Origin of the sequence: Streptomyces sp. NPDC017979, assembly GCF_044328175.1 — a bacterium.
Taxonomy (GTDB): Bacteria; Actinomycetota; Actinomycetes; order Streptomycetales; family Streptomycetaceae; genus Streptomyces.
Window position 1 is genome coordinate 1008446 of record NZ_JBIRGU010000001.1, and the last position, 19463, is coordinate 1027908.

The window sequence follows — 19463 nt, forward strand, 5'->3', positions numbered from 1 at the left end:
ATCCCCCTCCAGGTCGTTGCGACCGATGCGGTCCGACGTGGTTCCCAGCCTGCACCACCCCACTGACAATCGACCGTTTCCCCAGCTCAGAGCCGACATTGGGGCCGTTGTCAGTGGTGGGTCGTACGGTCGGGTGCATGACTGGACCGGGGGTACGTTGGACGGCGGAGCAGGTGCTCGCGCTGGCTCCTGACGCTGCGTCACGACAGGCGGGCGGGCGGCTCGCCGCGGCCGGCCCGTGGTCGGAGGCGGGCAGCAGCGGCGGGGGCGCCGTGTGGGGCCTGTGCAAGGGCAGCGGTTCGAAGCCGTATCAGACGGTGGTCGACACGACCGGGCCGGCTTGCGCGTGCAGTTGCCCCAGTCGCAAGTTCCCCTGCAAGCACGCGCTGGGGCTGCTGCTGCTCTGGGCGTCCGAGACGGACGCGGTGCGTGACGGCACCGCGCCCGAGTGGGCCGAGCAGTGGCTCGCGGGGCGGCGCGGGCGGGCGGAGCAGGAGCGGGCGCCGGAGGGCCGGGGTCGGCCCGACGGGGCGGCCGCGCCCGATGCGGCCCGGCGCAGGGCGGAGCGCCGGGCCGCGCGGATCACCGCCGGGGCGCTGGAGTTGGAGCAGCGCCTCGCGGACCTGCTGCGCGGCGGCCTCGCCTCCGCCGAGCAGGCGGGGTACGGCCTGTGGGAGGAGACCGCGGCCCGCATGGTCGACGCCCAGGCGCCGGGCCTGGCCGCGCGGGTGCGGGAGTTGGGGTCGATCCCCGGTACGGGGCCGGGGTGGCCGGTGCGGCTGCTGGAGGAGTGCGCCCTGCTCCATCTGCTGGACTCGGCTTGGCTGGGGCGGGAGCTGCTGCCGGCCCCGCTCGCCGCCACGGTGCGCACCCGCGTCGGCCTCACCGCCCCCGCCGACGGCGCTCCCGTACGGGACCGTTGGCTGGTCCTCGCGCAGTACGACTCGTCCGACGGCAAGGTCACCACCCGCCGCGCGTGGGTGTACGGGCAGGGGTCGGGGCGCTTCGCGCTGCTGCTGTCGTACGGGGCGGCGGGGCGCGCGCCGCAGTTGGCGCTGCCGGTGGGCGCGGCGGTCGAGGCGGAGCTGGTGCCGTACGGGGGCGCGGGCCAGTTGCGGGCGGAGCTGAGGGAGGGCTCGTGGGTGCCGGCGCCGGTGGAGGGGCCGCCGCGGGGCGGCCCGGTATCCGCGGCCCTCGATGCGTACGGACACGCCCTGGCCGAGGATCCATGGCTGGACTCCTGGCCCGTGACGCTCACGGACGTCGTGCCGGTGCCGACCCCGGACGGCCACAACTGGCAGTTGGCCGACTCGGCGGGGGAATCGGCGCTGCCCCTGACGCAGGTCGCGCTGAGCCGGCCGGGGTTGTGGAAGCTGGTGGCCCTGTCGGGCGGCGGGCCGGTCACGGTCTTCGCCGAGTGCGGCCAGGCGGGGGTGACGCCGCTCGCCGCGTGGTCGACCGCGACCGGAGCGGAGACGGTGCCCCTGATATGACCCGCCTCCTACGCCCAGAGGGCGTGGGGGGACCCCAGCGCCTGACGGTCCGTCTCCAGGGGAGGACGCGATGACCCGCACCGAAGCCGACCAGACCGACGCAGACCACATCCACATCGCCGTCGACGATGGCGACGGCGACGGCGGGCAAGCCGACGAGGCCGCCCGCTGGCAGGAGTTGGTCACCTCCGCCCTGCTCGGGACCGACCGTCGTACGCCGCCCGGGGAGTTCACGGCGCCGGGCAGGGAAGCACCCGCCGCACTGTTGGACGCCGCGGCCCTGCACACGGTCCGCCGTCGGGCCGGGCTGCTGCCGGCGCGGGCGGCGGCCCGCCCGGAGCCCGCGCCCGATGACGACCGCCCCCGGCTGCCCGCCGCCGCGCGCCGCCGGCTCGCGCTGCTGCTGGCGGACCGCACCGCGCCGTCGTCGTCGGGCCGGCGCGGCGCCGCGCCGGATCTGACGGAGCTGTTGCCGCAGTGGCTGGCCGCCGCCAATGAACGGGGCTATCAGGCCCCGTCGGCGCAGTTGCCCGCGCTGCTGGACGCAGCCCGCGCCAGGACCGACCTCAGGCCGCAGGCGCTCGCGTTCGCCGGGGCGCGCGGGCTGTGGCTGGCCCGGTTCAATCCGGAGTGGAAGTTCGCCCTGCGCGGCTCGGCGGGCGGCGGCGTGCTGCTGCCGGACCCGACGGACGAGGAGGCGGTGCACCGGCTGTGGGACGAGGGGCTGTTCGCCGAGCGCGTCGCCCTGCTCGGTGCCGTACGCGAGGACGACCCGGCCCGGGCCCTCGCCCTGCTCTGCGGGACGTGGGCGACGGAGCGCGCCGAGGACCGGCTGATGTTCCTGGACTCCTTGCGCACGGGCCTCTCGGACGCGGACGAGCCCTTCTTGGAGCGTGCGCTCGCGGACCGCAGCCGCAACGTCCGGGCGACGGCGGCGGAGCTGCTGTCCGCGCTGCCCCGCTCCGCCCTCGCGGGTCGCATGGCGAAGCGGGCGGCGGCCTGCGTACGTCTGGAACGGGCCAGCAGCGGGGAGCCGGCGATCGTCGTGGCGGCGCCCGAGGAGTGCGACGCGGCCATGCAGCGCGACGGCGTCGCGCCCACGCCGCCCACCGGCCGGGGCAAGCGCTCCTGGTGGCTGGGCCAACTCGTGGAGGCGGCCCCGCTCGCCGTGTGGTCCCGCGCGCTCGGCGGCCGCACCCCCAAGGAGGTCGTCGCGCTGCCCGCGGCGGACGACTGGGCCGGCGAACTGCACGCGGCGTGGTGCCGGGCCGCGGTCCGCCAGCGCGACGCGAACTGGGCCCGGGCCCTCCTCGGCACCCCCGGCGCGCCCCCCGAGGTGGGCCCCGGCACGTCGTCCCTGGCCGAGCGGGCGAAACTGCTGGCGACCCTCCCCGAGGGCGAACGGGCCCTCTGGGTCGCCGACTTCATATCCGCCCACGGCCTCTCCGACGCCTTCCAACTCCTCGGAGTCTGCGCGGTCCCCTGGTCCGAGCCCCTGGGCCACTCGGTGGTCGACGCCCTGGAGATAGCCCGCGAAGCCGGCAGCTACCCATGGAGCTTCAGCGGCGTCATGGGCCTGGCGGAACGCTGCCTGGACCCAGCGGAGGCAGGTCGCCTGGCGCTCCTGACGACGCCCGGGGAGGACCCGGCGAACGCGTCACCGGGCGCCTCCGCCTACTGGTCCGAGGCGTTCCAACGTCTGGTCTCCACGCTCCGCCTCCGCGAGTCCATGCACCAGGAACTCACCCCGGACCACACGTGAGCCCGCGTCGCCCCAGCGCCAGGTGACGCACTCGCCGTTACCCTGCGGAAGCCCTGGCCCTGCGGCCCGGTGGGGGTTGCCCACCCAGTTCCTCCCGGTGATCTGCACGGATGTGCACCCCGCCCACGTAGGGAGGTTCTTCACAAACGGCGTCTGCTGTTGCAGCTCTCCTTGCCCACCACGCCCTTGTCGCCCGCAGGGCGATTTAGAGGCGCGGGAGGGTGCCCCGTGCCCGCAGGACACAGGGGGAGGAACCACGCGACAAGGCACGACGCATCCGCACGGACCAGCGCGCCCGCCGCACTACGGCGAGTACGTCACCCGAGCGCCCGACGCCCCCGCAGGCGGCTCGTCTGCGGGGGCGTCGTGTGCACGGGAGGCCGAGGCGAGGGGCCCGGGGGCGGTCAGGTGCCTGCGGGCTCGCGGACATTCGTGCGCACCCATTCGACGATCGTCGTCGTCGTCGCCCCCGGCGTGAAGATCTCCGCCACCCCCAGCCCCTTCAGCGGCGCGATGTCCTCCTCCGGGATGATCCCGCCCCCGAAGACCACGATGTCCTCCGCGTCCCGCTCCTTCAGCAGCTCGATGACCTTCGCGAACAGCGTGTTGTGCGCGCCGGAGAGGATGGAGAGGCCGATCGCGTCCGCGTCCTCCTGGATCGCGGTGGCGACGATCTGCTCCGGGGTCTGGTGGAGGCCCGTGTAGATCACCTCCATGCCCGCGTCCCGCAGCGCCCGCGCGATCACCTTCGCGCCCCGGTCGTGGCCGTCGAGACCCGGCTTCGCCACCACCACGCGGATCGGACCGGTCACACCCATCGCTGCCTCCAGACACTGACTCCGCCGCGACTCCGCGCCGCCGAGTGAACGAGCGTTATCTACAGCATCCCGCACGTGACCGTTTCGCGGTGGACCGGGAGGGGGAAATCACATGTGGGGACACGCAAAACGGGCGTCGTCGCCCCGACCGGGTCATGCCCGACCCGGCGCGGCGGCAGCCGTGTCGCCCGAGGAGCCGCACCAGCGCCCCACCCAGGGCTTGCGCGGCTCCACCAGGGCGTACGGGAGACAGCGTCGCCTCCCGTCGCCGGACGGAGGTGGGCCATGCAGGTTCTGCCTTTCTTCCCCCGGGCCCTCACCGGCCTCGGAGACCTCGGGCCGCTCCTCACCCGCGGACTCTCCGTCGACCAGTTGCGCGAGATCTGCGACCTACCGCGCGACCTGCGGCTACCTTCCGTGTCGCTGCCCGTACCGCTCCGCGCCACCGCCTTCGAGCTGGCGATCCTGGCCGGACACCTGCTGCTGTACCCCTCGGGGCTCACCGCCGAGCACGCCGCGCCGCCCAAGGCACCCGCCGCCCGCAACGGCAGCGACGAGCCGGGGGCCGCCGCGTCCGGCCCGCGGCCCGTGGTCATGCTGCACGGCTTCGTGGACAACCGCTCCGTCTTCGTCCTGCTCCGCCGCTTCCTCGCCCGGCACGGCTGGGGCCATCTGGAGTGCCTGAACTACTCCCCCCTGACCTGCGACATCCGCGCCGCGGCCGAGCTGCTGGGGCGGCACGTCGAGGAGATCACCGCCCGGACCGGCCGGGAGGACGTCGACATCGTCGGGCACAGCCTCGGCGGCCTGATAGCGCGGTACTACGTCCAGCGCCTCGGCGGCGACCGTCGGGTGCGGACCCTGGTGACGCTCGGGACCCCGCACTCCGGCACCACCGTCGCCGCCCTCGCCAGCGCGCACCCCATCGTCCGGCAGATGCGGCCGGACTCCCCCGTCATCGCCGATCTGGGCGGTCCGACCCCCGGCTGCCGCACCCGGTTCGTCTCCGTCTGGAGCGAGTTGGACCACCTGATGGCCCCGGTGGAGACGGCCCGGCTGGACCACCCCGACCTGCTCGTGGAGAACGTCCGGGTCAGCGGGATCGGCCATCTCGCCCTGCTGGTCCACCCCGCCGTCGCCGCCCGCATCCGCGAGGCGCTCCAGGGGCCCGCGACCGACGACGAATCCGCTCACAGGTTCACCCCAAAGGCTCACTTCAGGTGACGATCCGTCGAACGAATTTCGAACGTACGGCCAAAGCTGTCCCCCCGTCCCACCGAAAGGCGCTCGAATGCCCGTTTCCTGACCGCGCAAAACCAGCGGAAGATTGTCGGCGTCGCATACTGCCGGGTACAGTCGCCGCCACTGGTTCCCCTCTGGGTCCCGCCAGCTTCTTCGGCCCCAGAATCCAGCGGTCCTGTTGCCAAGGCGAGAGAGAAGTTGGTGAACGACCAGCACGCCCACGCCGGGTACGGCCACGACGCCTACCCCACGGGCAGCTTTGACACCGACCCGCTCTTCGGTGCACTCCCCGGAACGGCGAATCCGACCCCGGCCGCCGACTACGACGCAGGCCACAGCGGTCAGTACGACGCCTCCGCCTGGGACACCGGTTCCCATCACACCACTTCGGCCACGCCGACCGCCACGGGTTACGGCGGCTACGACGCCTACGCGTCGCCCCGGCACGGCACCGCGGACGGGTACGACACCACCGGCCAGTGGGACGCCGCCGCGTGGAACCAGTCCGGCCAGACCGGGCAGTTCGAGAACGCCGCGGCCGCCTTCACGTACGACACCACCGGCACCTGGACCGGCCCGACCTTCGACTCCGGCAGCTACGACGCCACCGCCTGGAACGGCGCCGTCGAGGCCGAACCCCTTCCGCTCGTACCGCCGCAGTACGCGCCGGAGCAGGAGTTCCCCGACGGGGTGCAGGAGTTCGGCACCGAGGCGGCGGACGAAGTCGCGCCGCAGTACGGCACGGACCCGTCCTTCCACGGCAGCGTCGACACCGCGGCCGCCGTGGACTCCACGGCCGTCATCGACGCCGTCGACGCCGTCCACACCGCTGACACCGTGAGCGTCGCCGTCGCCGCGGACCACCTCGACGCCTCGTACGCCGACTCTCCGTACGCCCTCGACGAGGGCATCGGCACCGAGCCCGCCCGGACGCACGACCCCGCCGCGACGCGCACGGCCCGCCGCAACTCCGGTGGCGGCAGCCGCGGCCGGCGCCGTACGCCCGCCAAGCGCTCCGCGCTGCTCACCGTCGCCGTGCCGTCCGCCTGCGTCATGGGCGTGGCCGGCATCGCCGCCGCGTCCGTCGGCGGCCTCGGCGGCACCGAGCCGAAGAAGGACGACACCACCACGCTGGCCGCCGCCGACACCACGCCCGTCGAGAACGTGGCGGCGAACAGCAAGATGGACACCCAACTCGCCGCGCTCAGCGCCGACGCCCGCGACTTCGGCGACCGCGCCTCCCGCACCCAGGAGCGCATCGACCTGAAGGCCCGCCAGGAGGCGGAGCGGCAGAAGCGCCTGGAGGAGGCCAAGCGCAAGGAGGCGCTGCGGCCCAAGTTCGCCCTCCCCGTGGCGCAGAAGGGCCTGAGCACGTACTACGGCGATTCCGGCGTCAACTGGATGGCCCTGCACACGGGCATCGACTTCCCCGTGTCCTACGGCGCCGAGGTGATGGCCGCGACCGACGGCACCGTGCGCACCCAGATCAACCCGGCGTACGGGAACATGGTCATCGTCACCGCCCCCGACGGCACCGAGACCTGGTACTGCCACCTCGCGAGCGCCAAGATCCGCTCCGGCAAGGTGAAGGCCGGCGACGTCATCGGATACGCGGGCGACTCCGGCAACTCCACCGGCCCGCACCTCCACTTCGAGGTGCGCCCCGGCGGCGGCTCGCACATCAACCCGCTGACCTGGCTCCAGAGCAAGGGCCTCAACCCCCTCTGACCGCCGCCCCCGCAATCGGGAAGGCGGCCGGGCGCCCACGTCGCCCGGCCGCCACCACAAGTGGCCCTTACAGCTTCTCGACGGGTGCGTAACGCAGCAGCAGGCGCTTGGGCTTGGTGTCCCCGAAGTCGATCGTCGCCTGCGCGTCCGAACCCGTTCCCTTGACCTCGATCACGGTCCCGAGGCCGAACTGGTCGTGCGTGACGCGGTCGCCGATCGCCAGCGCGATGACCGGCTTCTCGGACGCCCCGCGCCCGGTGGCGAACCGGGACTGGGCGGCGCGCCGCGACGAACCGCCCGACGCCATGGACGGCATGGACGGCAACCGCGACCCGGACGTCGCCCCGGCGGGCGCGCCCATCGGCCCGGTGCGCTTCCACTCCAGGTGCTGGACCGGGATCTCCTCCAAGAAGCGCGACGGAGGGTTGTACGACGGCTGGCCCCAGGCGCTCCGCATCGACGAACGCGTCAAGTACAGCCGCTCGCGGGCGCGCGTGATGCCCACGTACGCGAGCCGGCGCTCCTCCTCCAACTCCTTCGTCTGGCCGAGGGCGCGCATGTGCGGGAAGACGCCGTCCTCCATGCCGGTGAGGAACACCACCGGGAACTCCAGGCCCTTCGCGGTGTGCAGCGTCATCAGCGTGATGACGCCCGCACCCTCCTCGTCCTCGTCCGGGATCTGGTCGGAGTCTGCGACGAGGGCGACCTGCTCCAGGAACTCGGCGAGGGTGCCGGCGCCCTCCTCGTCCGTGCGGGCCTGCTCGAACTCCAGGGCGACGGCGGCCAGCTCCTGGAGGTTCTCGATGCGGGTCTCGTCCTGGGGGTCGGTGGACGCCTGGAGTTCGGCGAGGTAGCCGGTGCGCTCCAGGACGGCTTCGAGGACGACGGCCGGGCCGGCGCCGGAGTCCACGATCGTGCGCAACTCCTCCATCAGCGCGTTGAACCGCTTGACCGCGTTCGCCGAGCGGGCGGCCATGCCGTACGCCTCGTCCACGCGCCGCAGCGCCTGCGGGAAGGTGATCTTCTCGCGCAGGGCGAGGGCGTCCACCATCGCTTCGGCGCGCTCGCCGATGCCGCGCTTGGGGACGTTGAGGATGCGGCGCAGGGGGACGTTGTCCTCGGGGTTGGCGAGGACCCGCAGGTAGGCGAGGACGTCCCGGACTTCCTTGCGCTCGTAGAAGCGGACGCCGCCGACGACCTTGTACGGCAGGCCGACGCGGATGAAGATCTCCTCGAAGACCCGGGACTGGGCGTTCGTCCGGTAGAAGACGGCGACGTCGCCGGCCTTGGCGTCGCCCGCGTCGGTGAGCCGGTCGATCTCGTCGGCGACGAACTGCGCTTCGTCGTGCTCGGTGTCGGCGACGTAGCCGGTGATCCGGGCGCCCTCGCCGGCGTTCGTCCACAGGTTCTTGGGGCGACGGCTCTCGTTGCGCTCGATGACGGCGTTGGCGGCGGAGAGGATCGTCTGCGTGGAACGGTAGTTCTGCTCCAGCAGGATCGTGGTGGCGTCGGGGTAGTCCTCCTCGAACTGGAGGATGTTGCGGATCGTGGCGCCGCGGAAGGCGTAGATCGACTGGTCGGCGTCGCCGACGACGCACAGCTCGGCGGGGGCCAGGTCCTCGTGGCCGGTGCCCACCAGCTCGCGCACCAGGGTGTACTGGGCGTGGTTCGTGTCCTGGTACTCGTCGACGAGGACGTGGCGGAAGCGGCGCTGGTAGTGCTCGGCGACGTCGGGGAACGCCTGGAGGAGGTGGACCGTCGTCATGATGATGTCGTCGAAGTCCAGGGCGTTGGCCTCGCGCAGCCGCGCCTGGTACATCCGGTACGCCTCGGCCAACGTCTTCTCGAACCCTCCCCCAGAGCCTTCGGCCTGGGAGGTGCCCCCAAGCCTGTCCGCGAACGTCTCCTCGTCGACGAGTTCGTTCTTCAGGTTCGAGACCTGGGCGCTGAAGGACTTCGGCGGGAACTTCTTCGGGTCCAGGTCGAGGTCGCGGCAGACCAGGGCCATCAACCGCTTGGAGTCGGCGGCGTCGTAGATCGAGAACGACGAGGTGAAGCCGAGCTTCTTGGACTCGCGGCGCAGGATGCGGACGCAGGCGCTGTGGAAGGTGGAGACCCACATCGCGTTGGCCCGCGGGCCGACGAGCTGCTCGACGCGCTCCTTCATCTCGCCGGCGGCCTTGTTGGTGAAGGTGATCGCGAGGATCTCGCCGGGGTGGACCCGGCGGGTGGCGAGGAGGTGGGCGATGCGGTGGGTGAGCACCCGGGTCTTGCCGGAGCCGGCGCCGGCCACGATGAGCAGGGGCGAGCCGGTGTGGGCGACGGCGGCGCGCTGCTGCTCGTTCAACCCCTCCAGCAGGGCGTCCGGATCGACGACGGGGCGGGCGGCGCCGTCGCGGTAGTACGCCTCGCGGGCCGGCGGCACGTCGTAGGCGCCCTGGAAGAGGTCGTCCGGGACCTCCTCCCGGGCGTGACCCTCCGGGTCCTCGTGGTCCTCGGGGGGCGGCGGGGGCTCCTCCGCGGAGGGCTGGAGGTTCGCCAGGAAGTCTTCGTCAAAGAGGCTGCTCATCGCTCTCTGAGTCTATGCCTCGGCACTGACAGTCCGCGGCCCCCTGACGAAAGGGGCCGCACCGCCCGTCCGGCGTCACCGGAGGGCGGTCGTCCGATTCACCGGGTGACCTGCGGGTCCGCCGTCCGAGGCGGGCGCCGGGGCCGATCGGGCCGGCTCAGGTCCACAGGGTGGCGATGAAGATGTTCGCCGTCGTGAGGCCGCCGACCGCACCGAAGAGCGCCTTGTCCACCTGCTCCTCGTCCCGCTTGACGTACACCAGCGCGAGGATCACCACCAGGACGGCCATCTTCACTGCGATCTTGACGTTGTTCACCGCCTGGTCGTCGGCCTGGTTGAGCCCGACCAGGGCGACGCCGGTGACCAGCATCGTCAGCGCGCCGTGCAGCATCGCCGGGGTGAAGCGGGCGGTGCCCGCGCCTATCGCCTTCATCTGGGTGAGGAACCCGCCGAGCAGCGAGGCGATGCCGATGACGTGCAGGGCCACGAAGACATTGATGAGTACGTCCATGGGCGGAGCCTAACCAGCGCCATACCACCCCCTTCAGGTCAGGTGGGCCTCATTCGCCGCATCGGTCACTCCAGCACAGGCGACGCACACCCATGGTGACCGACAGTTCACCGAACGTGTCAGGGGTTGGCCATCTTCGGACAGAACCGGTCGTTCCGCCTCCGATCCGTTACCTCGCGCCTAGCGTCCTGCCCCGGACGCACCCACCGTCCAAGACCTCATCCGTCGATCAACCGATCGACCGCCCGACCACCGGAAGGACGTGGACGCCCCCGTGGCAGCGCACCGCAAGACCAGGCAGCAGCGGCGGTACCCGTTCGCCGGGCGCCCCGCCGCCAGGACCGCCACCACCCTGGCGCTGGCCGGCGCGGCGACCGCCACGGCGTTCAACGGCACCGGAGCGGCGGACACCGCGCCCACGCCCGCGCAGATCAAGGCCCGGGTCGACAAGCTCTACCAGGAGGCGGAGGCGGCGACCGAGGAGTACAACGGCGCCAAGGAACAGGCCGACCGGGCGCGCCGGGAGCTGGACCGGCTGCGCGACGAAGCCGCCCGCAGGACGGACCGGCTCAACTCGACCCGCAACGCCCTCGGTTCGATCGCCACCGCCCAGTACCGCGCCGGCACCATGGACGCCGGGCTGCGCATCGCGCTGACGTCCGACCCGGACGAGTACCTGGAGCGGGCCGCGCTCGCCCAGCGCGTCGGCGACCGGCAGGCGGCGGCCGTCTCCCGGGTGCGGCAGCAGCTCGTGGGGATCGACCAGCTCAAGCGGACGGCGGATCGGCAGGCAGCCGAACTGAAGGCCCGGCAGACCGAGTTGGCCGGCCACAAGAGCTCGGTGCAGCGCAAGCTGGCCGCCGCCGAGAGCCTGTTGGCGCAGCTCACGGCGGAGCAGCGGGCGGCGTACGACGCACCGCAGGACGCCCCGTCCACGGCGGCGCCGGCCGCGGTCGGCGCGACGGGCCAGCGGGCGGCGCGGGCCGTGGCGTACGCGTACGGGGCGCTCGGCAAGCCGTACGTGTGGGGCGCGACGGGGCCCGCGTCGTACGACTGCTCCGGGCTGACCCAGGCGGCGTGGCGGGCGGCGGGCATCTCGCTGCCGCGGACGACGTACACCCAGATCGACGCGGGCAAGCGGGTGTCCCGCTCCGAACTCGCCCCCGGTGACCTGGTCTTCTTCTATCCCGGGATCAGCCACGTGGGGCTGTACGTCGGGGGCGGCCGGATGGTCCACGCACCCCGCCCCGGCGCACCGGTACGGATCGCGTCGATCGACGACATGCCCTTCACCGGCGCCACCCGCCCGGCGTGACCTAGATCTTCTCCTCCGGGCCCTACTGGGCTCGCCTGCCTGAGCGAACCCGCGTCAGACGAGGCGCCGTGCGGTCGCCCAGCGGGTCAGCTCGTGGCGATTGGACAGTTGGAGCTTGCGCAGCACCGCGGAGACGTGCGACTCGACCGTCTTCACGGAGATGAAGAGCTGCTTGGCGATCTCCTTGTACGCGTACCCCCGGGCGATCAGCCGCAGCACCTCGCGCTCGCGCTGGGTGAGCCGGTCGAGGTCCTCGTCCACGGGCGGGGCGTCGGTGGAGGCGAAGGCGTCGAGGACGAAGCCGGCCAGCCGCGGCGAGAAGACGGCGTCGCCCTCCTGGACGCGGAAGATCGAATCCACCAGGTCGGTACCGGTGATCGTCTTGGTGACGTAGCCGCGGGCGCCGCCGCGGATCACGCCGATGACGTCCTCGGCGGCGTCGGACACCGACAGCGCCAGGAACCGCACCGGCTGCTCGGACGCCGCCATCAGGGGCGCGCAGCGGCGCAGCACCTCGACGCCGCCGCCGCCCGGCAGGTGCACGTCCAGCAGGACGACCTCGGGGCGGGTGGCGGTGATCACGGTGACGGCCTGGTCCACGTCGGCGGCCTCGCCGACGACCTCGACGCCGGTGCGCTCGGTCTGTCCGATCTCCGCCTGGACGCCGGTGCGGAACATGCGGTGGTCGTCGACGAGGACCACCCGCACCCGGCGCTCCGGGCCGCCGTCCGTCGCCCCGCCGGGGCCCGCCGCGTCCGTGTTCGGGTTGGTCATCCGTCCGCCCTCTCCATGCTCAGCTCCACTTCCGTGCCCTCCCCGGGCGCCGAGGTGAGCCGGGCCGTCCCGCCGTTGCGCTGCATCCGGCCGATGATCGATTCCCTGACGCCCATTCTGTCGTCCGGCACGGAGTCCAGGTCGAAGCCCGGCCCCCGGTCCCGTACGGAGACGAACACCGTACGCCCCTCGACCTCCGCGAAGACCTGGACGGCGCCGCCCTCGCCACCGTACTTGGCCGCGTTGACCATCGCTTCGCGGGCGGCCTGCATGCAGGCGGACAGCTTGTCGTCGAGGGGGCAATCGCCGACGACAACAACCTCCAGCGGGACGCCGTGCTTGTCCTCGACCTCGGCCGCGGCCCGCTTGACGGCCTCCGCCAGGGTCTCGGGCTCCTCGGCCTCCTCCTTGCCGGTGCCCTCCGGTTTGTACAGCCAGTTCCGCAGCTCGCGCTCCTGGGCGCGGGCGAGGCGGCGGACCTCGCCGGGGTCCTCGGCCCTGCGCTGGATCAGGGTGAGGGTGTGCAGTACGGAGTCGTGGACGTGGGCGGCGACCTCCGCCCGCTCCTGGGCGCGGATGCGCATCGTCCGCTCGTCGGAGAGGTCCTGCGTCATCCGCACCAGCCAGGGTCCGGCGAGCAGGGCGATCCCGGCGACGACGGCGACCGCGGCCGTCAGGACGTTCCCCAACTGGGCCGCGGAGCCGCGGACGACCATGAAGACGGTCAGGCCCATGCCGACGAGCGCCACCCCGGCCAGCGCCCGGACGACCTGGAACAGCCTGCGGCGGCGGGAGGCCGCGGCGGTCCAGCTCGCCCGCCGGGCGTTGTCCGCCTGCCGCCACACCAGCACCACGCCGGCGCCGATCAGCAGCGTCGGCCAGACGTATCGGTTGGCGCGGCTGGTGTTGTTCAGGTCGCCGATGAAGATCAGACAGCCGATGGCGAGGGCCATCAGCGCGAACACCTGGCCCTTGTCCGGCTTGCGGAGCCGGCGCCGGCCGTCGTCCGCGACTTCGAAGAGGGAGCGCGGCTCGACGGTGCGCCCGCCGACGCCGAGCGGGACGACGACCCAGAACGCCGCGTACAGCAGTATCCCGAGGCCGTCCGCCATGAGCAGGGCGAGGAAGACCAGCCGCACCCAGACCACGGGCACGCCCAGATGTCCGGCGAGGCCGCGGGCCACTCCGCCCAACAGCCGCCCGTCGGCGCTGCGGTAGAGCCGGCGCAGCGGCACGTCCTCGGGCGCTGCGGCGCGGGAGGACGTGGGAGGCGTGCGGGGCGGGGCGACGGGCATGCATCGATCGTCACACGGACGGGCCCGGGACCGGTATCAGGGGCGACCCGGAGAACGACCCTGAGGTCGAGCGGGGGACGCCCCCCGGTAGTCAGGGTCCGGATATCAGGGACGGGCCAGGGTCGCCCCCGCTCCCGCCGGCGGCCCGCGACCGTCACCATGGACGTATGAACCAGCAGACCAGCGCCGCCCCTCCCGGGCCGCAGGACGACACGGCTGCCACGGCGCCCGCCGCCGGGCTGCCCGGCGGCTTCCGCCAGCTGCGCCGTGACCCGGACCACAAGGTCATCGGCGGTGTCTGCAGCGGTCTCGGGCGGTATTGCGACGTGGATCCGGTGGTGTTCCGCGTGGTGATCGGCGTGCTCGCGGTCACCGGCGGCTTCGGTCTGATCTTCTACGGGTTCGCGTGGCTGCTGATGCCGATGCAGGGCGAGGAGGAGAGCGAGGGCCGCCGGCTGCTGGGCGGCCGGGTCGACGGGGCCGCGCTGACGGCCGTGTTCCTCGCCCTCATCGGCTGCGGCCTGTTCCTCACGATGTTGAACAGCCGGGGGACGCTCGTCTTCGCCGCCCAGCTCGCGGTGGCCGCCATAGGGATCTCGGTGTGGTCCCGGCGTCGTACGGCCGCGCCCGACGGCGCCCCGCTCGACGCGGCCACGGCGCACGCGGTGTCGGACGCCCCGCCGGAGACGAAGGCGCCGCCCGTGCCGGAGAGCCCGTCCTGGTGGCGGGACCCGGTCGCCAGGGGCGGCGGGGTGGCCCCGCCGGGTACGCCGACGGCCTACCTCTGGGGCCCGGAGGAGGAGGCCGGCGAGCGGTCGCGCAAGCCGCTGTGGAGCGGGGGGACGCGCAAATGGAGTCCCCGGATCTCCCGCGGCCCCCATTCGATCGGCGGCGCGGTCGGCAATCTCGCGGTGGTCGCCTGCGTCCTCGGCATCGTCCTCAGCTGGGACCGCCATCCGCTGGGGACGAGCCTGCAGATCGGTTTCACGGCCGCGCTGGCCGTCCTCGGCCTCGGCCTGGCCCTCAGCTCCTTCCTGGGACGCACCGGCTTCGGCACGATCGTGCTGACCGTCGCCGCCGCCCTGCTGCTGGCGGGCTCCGCGGCCCTGCCCAAGGAGATCAGTACGAACTGGCGGGAGACGTCCTGGAAGCCCGCCTCCCCGACGGCCCTCCAGCCGCGGTACGAGTTGGGTTCGGGCGTCGGCACCCTCGATCTGTCGACCCTGGTCGTGCCGCCCGGTCAGACCTTGTCGACCAAGGGCGAGGTCGGCATGGGCAAGCTGAAGGTCGTCCTCCCGGCGAACGCCCCGGTGAAGCTGAGCGCCGAGGCCGGCGTGGGGGACATCACCTTCCCCGACGACCCGAAGAACGACATCGACATCTCCCCCGGCCAGGCGCGTTCGAAGACGCTGCCCGCGCCGAAGGGGGCGAAGGAGTCCGGTGGTTTCGAGCTCCGCCTTGAGGTGGGCGTCGGACAAGTGGAGGTGACCCGTGCCGCGTCCTGACGTGCAGTTCGATCCGACGGTCGACGCCCGAACCCCGGGAGTCGGACCGGCGGGCGGCGACCGGCCGCGCCGCAGGTATCTGCACCCCTTCCGGCTGGGGAAGGCGCTGGCGGGTCAGTCGGTGCTGGCCGCGGCGGTACTCTTCGCGGGCGACGCGGCCGACGCCTGGCACACCCCCTGGTTCGTGGTCTTCCCGGTGGTCTTCGGCGGGCTGCTCCTGGCCGGCACGGTGGGCACCGTGCACTATGTGATGCGCCGTCGGCGGTCCGCGATCAGCGCGTCCACCGACAGCACCGGAGCCCCGCCGAGCAGCAGCGGCAGCCAGGCCATCAGATAGATCAGGTCGTTGCCGTAGTAGTACGGCTCGACCTGCCAGCTGACGGTCAGCCACAGGCTCAGCGAGATCAGCGCTCCGCCGAGCGCGGCGATCCGGGCCAGCAGGCCGAGGAGGGTGCCGATGCCGACGGCGAGTTCACCGAGGGCGATGGCGTAGCCGAAGCTCTCGGGGCTCTTGAGGGCGAGGTCCACCAGCCAGGGCACGGCCGAGGTGTCGCGTACGCCGCGCATCAGGTCGCCGACGGATCCGGTGCCGCTGTCGGCGAAGAACTTGCTGTCGGTGAGCTTGTCGAGCCCGGCGTAGATGAAGGTGACGCCGAGGAAGATCCGCAGCGGCAGCAGGGCGTACCGCGCCGCCTGGTCCTTCACTCCGCGGACGCCGCCCGGCCCGCCGCCCAGGCCGCCGTGTCCGGCCGGCCCCGTGGGAAAGGTGTGTGTCATTGCTGGTCCTGCCTTCGATGGGCGCGTCCGAGCCGTCGGACCCGCTGTCGTTCTATACGTATCCCCGTTGGGTGAGCTCTGTTGACCAATACGTATGGCGACGCCGAACGGATCGGTGGCGGTGGGAGGTTTTTCACCGGGTGGTCGAGTCGATCGGCCGAACGTCCCTCCGGGCCGGTCCGTCAGGTCCCGGCTTCGGGGGCGGGGGCGGGGGCGCCCCAGCGGTGCCACAGGGGTTGGTAGCTGATCCAGGCGACGAGGTCGGTGCCGAGCTGTTCGCGGGTGGCCAGGGCGTCCCGGCGGTGGATCAGCGTGGGCTTGCCGGCGGCGCGGGCCGTGAGCTGCACCCGGGCGCAGCGCTCCATGGTGATGAACCACCAGGCCGCCGCGTCCACGGAGCCGCCGACCGTCAGCAGCCCGTGGTTGCGCAGGACGAGCGCCTTGTACGGGCCCAGCGCGTCGGCGATGCGGCGGCCCTCCGGTACGTCCACGGCGACCCCGGTGTACGCGTCGACCAGGGCGTGGTCCTCGTAGAAGGCGCACGCTTCTTGGGTGAGGGGCTCGACGAGTTCGCCGAGGGCGGCGAGGGCGCGCCCGTGGACGGTGTGGGTGTGGGCGACGGCGACCACGTCCGGCCGGGCCAGATGGATCTGGGCGTGCACGGCGAAGGCGGCCTGGTTGACGCGGTGGCCGCCCTCGACGACCTGCCCCCGTTCGTTGACCAGCAGCAGGTCGTCCGCCGTGACCAGGGCGAGGGGCAGGCCGAACGGATTGACCCAGAAGCAGTCCCGGTACACCGGGTCCCGTGCCGTGACGTGGCCGGACACCCCGTCCTCGTACCCCAGCCGCGCGAAGATCCGGAGCGCTCCGGCGAGGCGTTCCTTGCGGTGCGCGCGCTCGGCTTCGGGGTCGTCGTGGCTCGGCGGGAGGGCGAAGGCGAGCCGTTCGACGGGGACGGGAGGCGGGGCGGGCAGCGGGCCGGGGAAGGGGGACGGGGACGGAGTGCGGGCGGGCGTCTGCGTCATGCGCGGAAGTTAGCGCGCGTCCCCGCAGGTGAACAGAGAGGTGGAACAGAGACGTGCGCGGCCCCTGTCGGAGCCGCGCACGTACGTCTCAGTGACCCCGAGGGCTCACTCCCACTCGATGGTGCCCGGCGGCTTGCTGGTGACGTCCAGCACGACCCGGTTGACGTCGGCGACCTCGTTCGTGATCCGCGTCGAGATCCGGGCGAGCACGTCGTACGGCATCCGCGTCCAGTCCGCCGTCATCGCGTCCTCGGAGGAGACGGGGCGGAGCACGATCGGGTGCCCGTACGTCCGGCCGTCGCCCTGGACGCCGACGCTGCGGACGCCGGCGAGCAGCACCACCGGGCACTGCCAGATGTCCCGGTCGAGACCGGCCGCCGTCAGCTCCTCGCGGGCGATGGCGTCGGCCTCGCGCAGCAGGTCGAGCCGCTCGCGGGTGACCTCGCCGACGATGCGGATGCCGAGGCCGGGGCCGGGGAAGGGCTGCCGCTGGACGATCTCGTCCGGCAGGCCCAGCTCCTGGCCGACCATCCGGACCTCGTCCTTGAAGAGCTGGCGCAGCGGCTCCACGAGCTGGAACTCCAGGTCCTCCGGGAGCCCGCCCACGTTGTGGTGGGACTTGATGTTCGCGGTGCCGGTGCCGCCGCCGGACTCGACGACGTCCGGGTAGAGCGTGCCCTGGACGAGGAAGGCGACCTCTTCGCCGTCGGCCGCGCCCTCGGCGACGATCTCGGCCTGCGCCTTCTCGAAGACCCGGATGAACTCCCGGCCGATGATCTTCCGCTTCTCCTCGGGGTCGGAGACCCCGGCGAGCGCGGACAGGAAGCGCTCCTCGGCGTCGACGACCTTCAGCTGCACGCCGGTGGCCGCGACGAAGTCCTTCTCGACCTGCTCGGTCTCGCCCTTGCGCATCAGCCCGTGGTCGACGTACACGCAGGTCAGCTGGGAGCCGATGGCCTTGTGCACCAGGGCGGCGGCCACCGCGGAGTCCACGCCGCCGGAGAGCCCGCAGATGGCGCGCTTGGTCCCGACCTGCTCGCGGATGGCCGCGACCTGCTCCTCGATGACGTTGCCGGTGGTCCAGGTGGGCTGGATCCCGGCGCCCCGGTACAGGAAGTGCTCCAGCACCTGCTGGCCGTAGGTGGAGTGCATCACCTCGGGGTGGTGCTGCACGCCGTACAGCCGCTTCTCGTCGTTCTCGAAGGCGGCGACGGGCACGAGGTCCGTGGACGCGGTGACGGTGAAGCCCTCGGGCGCGGCGGAGCAGGCGTCGCCGTGCGACATCCACACTTCCTGCTCGGCCGGGGTGCCCTCGAAGAGGGTCGAGCCGGTCTTGGCGACGTGCAGCCCGGTGCGGCCGTACTCGCGCGCGCCGGTGTTGTCGACGGTGCCGCCGAGGGTGGTGGCCATCAGCTGGAAGCCGTAGCACATGCCGAAGACGGGGACCCCGGCCTCGAAGAGCGCGCGGTCGAGGGTGGGCGCCTCCTCCGCGTAGACGGACGAGGGCCCGCCGGAGAGGATGATCGCCTTGGGCTTCTTGGCCAGCATCTCGGCCACGGGCATCGTGGACGGGACGATCTCGCTGTAGACCCGTGCCTCACGGACGCGGCGGGCGATGAGCTGGGCGTACTGCGCACCGAAGTCGACGACGAGTACTACATCGGCGACGGTGGGCGCGGCAGCGGGGGACGCTGATGACACTGGCGGCCTTCCGGCGGGGGTCTGGGCGGGGGTCGGTGTAGCCGATTCTACCGGCCCCCCGCGTTGTCCCGGGCCGGCGACCGGGGCCATACTGTCCCCCATGCGTCACCACACGACCTCCGTCTTTACCTATGGCAACCGGCCCGTCCGGCTGCCACGGTCGTGCGTGTGATCCGCTGACACACGACTTCCCAGGCGCCCCGGGCCGGCTTCGGCCCGGGGCGCCCGTCGTTTTCCGGACCGCAGTGACCGGACCGGGTGCTCCACGGGAGACCGCGACGTCGCGACCGCCCCGCAACGAACCCCGAGGAGCCACACCATGACCACGAGCACCACCGCCGGCACCGCCGAAGTGACGGAGACCACGGGCGCCCGCACCCCCGAGGCCGCGGAGCTGATCGGCTCCGCCCGACAGCGCATCGACGCCCTGGACGACCGGATCATCGGCCTCGTCCAGGAACGGATGGCCGTCTCCGCGGTGATCCAGGACGCCCGGATCGCCTCCGGCGGCCGCCGGGTGAACCTCTCCCGCGAGATGGAGGTCCTCGGCCACTTCCGCGACGCCCTCGGGAAGCCCGGCACCGCGCTCGCGATGACGCTGCTGGAGCTGTGTCGGGGCCGCATCTGAGTTCGGGTCCGCTCTCACCCGTACGGCGCGTGACCGTCGGCGACGGGGCTTCGTTGGTACCGATGTCCGTGCCAGCCAGGGGCGGCCCGAAAGGGAAATCCACGCGTGGCTCGCTGGAGCGTGTGACGTACGCAGTACGTCGTGGGACCTCGCACCAGCGCGCGTGACCGGACGGCAGGGGACAGCAGCCCGGTCACCCCCGCGGCCGGTTCCGGGGACGCCCGGAACCGGCCGCAATCCGGTCCCCCCGGTTGCGCGGCGCGCAGCCGCTCCCCCACGATGCCTCCACGTCCGGCAGGGTCCAGGCCGGGCGGGGCACG

The 19463-nt window shown here is 72.8% G+C and carries 16 protein-coding genes; 8 read left to right on the top strand and 8 right to left on the bottom strand.

The window, feature by feature from the left end; all coding sequences use genetic code 11:
* Positions 1-137 precede the first annotated feature (137 nt).
* A complete protein-coding gene (locus ACH4E8_RS04260; RefSeq protein ID WP_398444157.1) occupies positions 138-1493 on the top strand; it encodes an SWIM zinc finger family protein in 1356 nt (451 codons plus the stop codon).
* A 70-nt stretch (positions 1494-1563) separates the two neighbouring features.
* Positions 1564-3255: a DUF5691 domain-containing protein gene (locus ACH4E8_RS04265; protein WP_398444159.1), complete on the top strand. Its 1692-nt coding sequence runs from the start codon at positions 1564-1566 to the stop codon at positions 3253-3255.
* A 404-nt stretch (positions 3256-3659) separates the two neighbouring features.
* Here the strand turns inward: ACH4E8_RS04265 and ACH4E8_RS04270 are convergent, their stop codons facing one another.
* Positions 3660-4073 carry a cobalamin B12-binding domain-containing protein gene (locus tag ACH4E8_RS04270; protein WP_398444161.1) on the bottom strand — a complete coding sequence of 138 codons (414 nt, stop codon included), beginning with the start codon at positions 4071-4073 and terminating at the stop codon, positions 3660-3662.
* A 285-nt stretch (positions 4074-4358) separates the two neighbouring features.
* Between ACH4E8_RS04270 and ACH4E8_RS04275 the strand changes: the two genes are divergently transcribed.
* Both ACH4E8_RS04275 and ACH4E8_RS04280 read left to right on the top strand, forming a co-directional pair.
* The gene (locus ACH4E8_RS04275; RefSeq protein ID WP_398444164.1) at positions 4359-5297 is read left to right on the top strand and encodes an esterase/lipase family protein; all 939 of its coding nucleotides are present in this window, start codon (positions 4359-4361) and stop codon (positions 5295-5297) included.
* Positions 5298-5516: 219 nt separating this feature from the next.
* A complete protein-coding gene (locus ACH4E8_RS04280) occupies positions 5517-7043 on the top strand; it encodes a M23 family metallopeptidase (protein WP_398444166.1) in 1527 nt (508 codons plus the stop codon).
* Between the two features lie 67 nt (positions 7044-7110).
* Here ACH4E8_RS04280 and pcrA read toward each other — a convergent pair whose 3' ends face one another.
* A complete protein-coding gene (gene pcrA, locus ACH4E8_RS04285; protein WP_398444168.1) occupies positions 7111-9612 on the bottom strand; it encodes a DNA helicase PcrA in 2502 nt (833 codons plus the stop codon).
* A 157-nt stretch (positions 9613-9769) separates the two neighbouring features.
* Positions 9770-10123 carry a hypothetical protein gene (locus ACH4E8_RS04290; protein WP_398444170.1) on the bottom strand — a complete coding sequence of 118 codons (354 nt, stop codon included), beginning with the start codon at positions 10121-10123 and terminating at the stop codon, positions 9770-9772.
* Between the two features lie 274 nt (positions 10124-10397).
* Between ACH4E8_RS04290 and ACH4E8_RS04295 the strand changes: the two genes are divergently transcribed.
* Complete coding sequence (locus ACH4E8_RS04295; protein WP_398444172.1) at positions 10398-11438, top strand: NlpC/P60 family protein; 1041 nt, start codon at positions 10398-10400, stop codon at positions 11436-11438.
* A 54-nt stretch (positions 11439-11492) separates the two neighbouring features.
* Here ACH4E8_RS04295 and ACH4E8_RS04300 read toward each other — a convergent pair whose 3' ends face one another.
* Together ACH4E8_RS04300 and ACH4E8_RS04305 are read right to left on the bottom strand one after the other, a co-directional pair.
* The gene (locus ACH4E8_RS04300; RefSeq protein ID WP_398444174.1) at positions 11493-12212 is read right to left on the bottom strand and encodes a LuxR C-terminal-related transcriptional regulator; all 720 of its coding nucleotides are present in this window, start codon (positions 12210-12212) and stop codon (positions 11493-11495) included.
* A complete protein-coding gene (locus tag ACH4E8_RS04305) occupies positions 12209-13507 on the bottom strand; it encodes a PspC domain-containing protein (protein ID WP_398444176.1) in 1299 nt (432 codons plus the stop codon). The genes ACH4E8_RS04300 and ACH4E8_RS04305 overlap by 4 nt, the downstream gene beginning before the upstream one ends.
* Positions 13508-13674: 167 nt before the next feature.
* On the opposite strand from ACH4E8_RS04305, the gene ACH4E8_RS04310 reads away from it, so the two are divergent.
* Together ACH4E8_RS04310 and ACH4E8_RS04315 are read left to right on the top strand one after the other, a co-directional pair.
* Positions 13675-15012 carry a PspC domain-containing protein gene (locus ACH4E8_RS04310; RefSeq protein WP_398444178.1) on the top strand — a complete coding sequence of 446 codons (1338 nt, stop codon included), beginning with the start codon at positions 13675-13677 and terminating at the stop codon, positions 15010-15012.
* Positions 14999-15349 (top strand): hypothetical protein, encoded by a 351-nt coding sequence (locus tag ACH4E8_RS04315; RefSeq protein ID WP_398444180.1) that lies wholly within the window; start codon positions 14999-15001, stop codon positions 15347-15349. Before ACH4E8_RS04310 ends, ACH4E8_RS04315 begins: the two co-directional genes overlap by 14 nt.
* Here ACH4E8_RS04315 and ACH4E8_RS04320 read toward each other — a convergent pair.
* The 3 genes from ACH4E8_RS04320 to guaA form a co-directional block, all read right to left on the bottom strand.
* Positions 15256-15789: a DoxX family protein gene (locus tag ACH4E8_RS04320; RefSeq protein WP_398444181.1), complete on the bottom strand. Its 534-nt coding sequence runs from the start codon at positions 15787-15789 to the stop codon at positions 15256-15258. The two genes, ACH4E8_RS04315 and ACH4E8_RS04320, sit on opposite strands and share 94 nt — an antisense overlap.
* 182 nt (positions 15790-15971) lie before the next feature.
* Positions 15972-16814 carry a class II aldolase/adducin family protein gene (locus tag ACH4E8_RS04325; protein WP_398444183.1) on the bottom strand — a complete coding sequence of 281 codons (843 nt, stop codon included), beginning with the start codon at positions 16812-16814 and terminating at the stop codon, positions 15972-15974.
* A gap of 105 nt (positions 16815-16919) precedes the next feature.
* The gene (guaA, locus tag ACH4E8_RS04330) at positions 16920-18515 is read right to left on the bottom strand and encodes a glutamine-hydrolyzing GMP synthase (protein ID WP_398444185.1); all 1596 of its coding nucleotides are present in this window, start codon (positions 18513-18515) and stop codon (positions 16920-16922) included.
* A gap of 319 nt (positions 18516-18834) precedes the next feature.
* Here guaA and ACH4E8_RS04335 point away from each other — a divergent pair, with 319 nt between their 5' ends.
* Positions 18835-19143 (top strand): chorismate mutase, encoded by a 309-nt coding sequence (locus ACH4E8_RS04335; protein ID WP_398444187.1) that lies wholly within the window; start codon positions 18835-18837, stop codon positions 19141-19143.
* Positions 19144-19463: the final 320 nt, after the last annotated feature.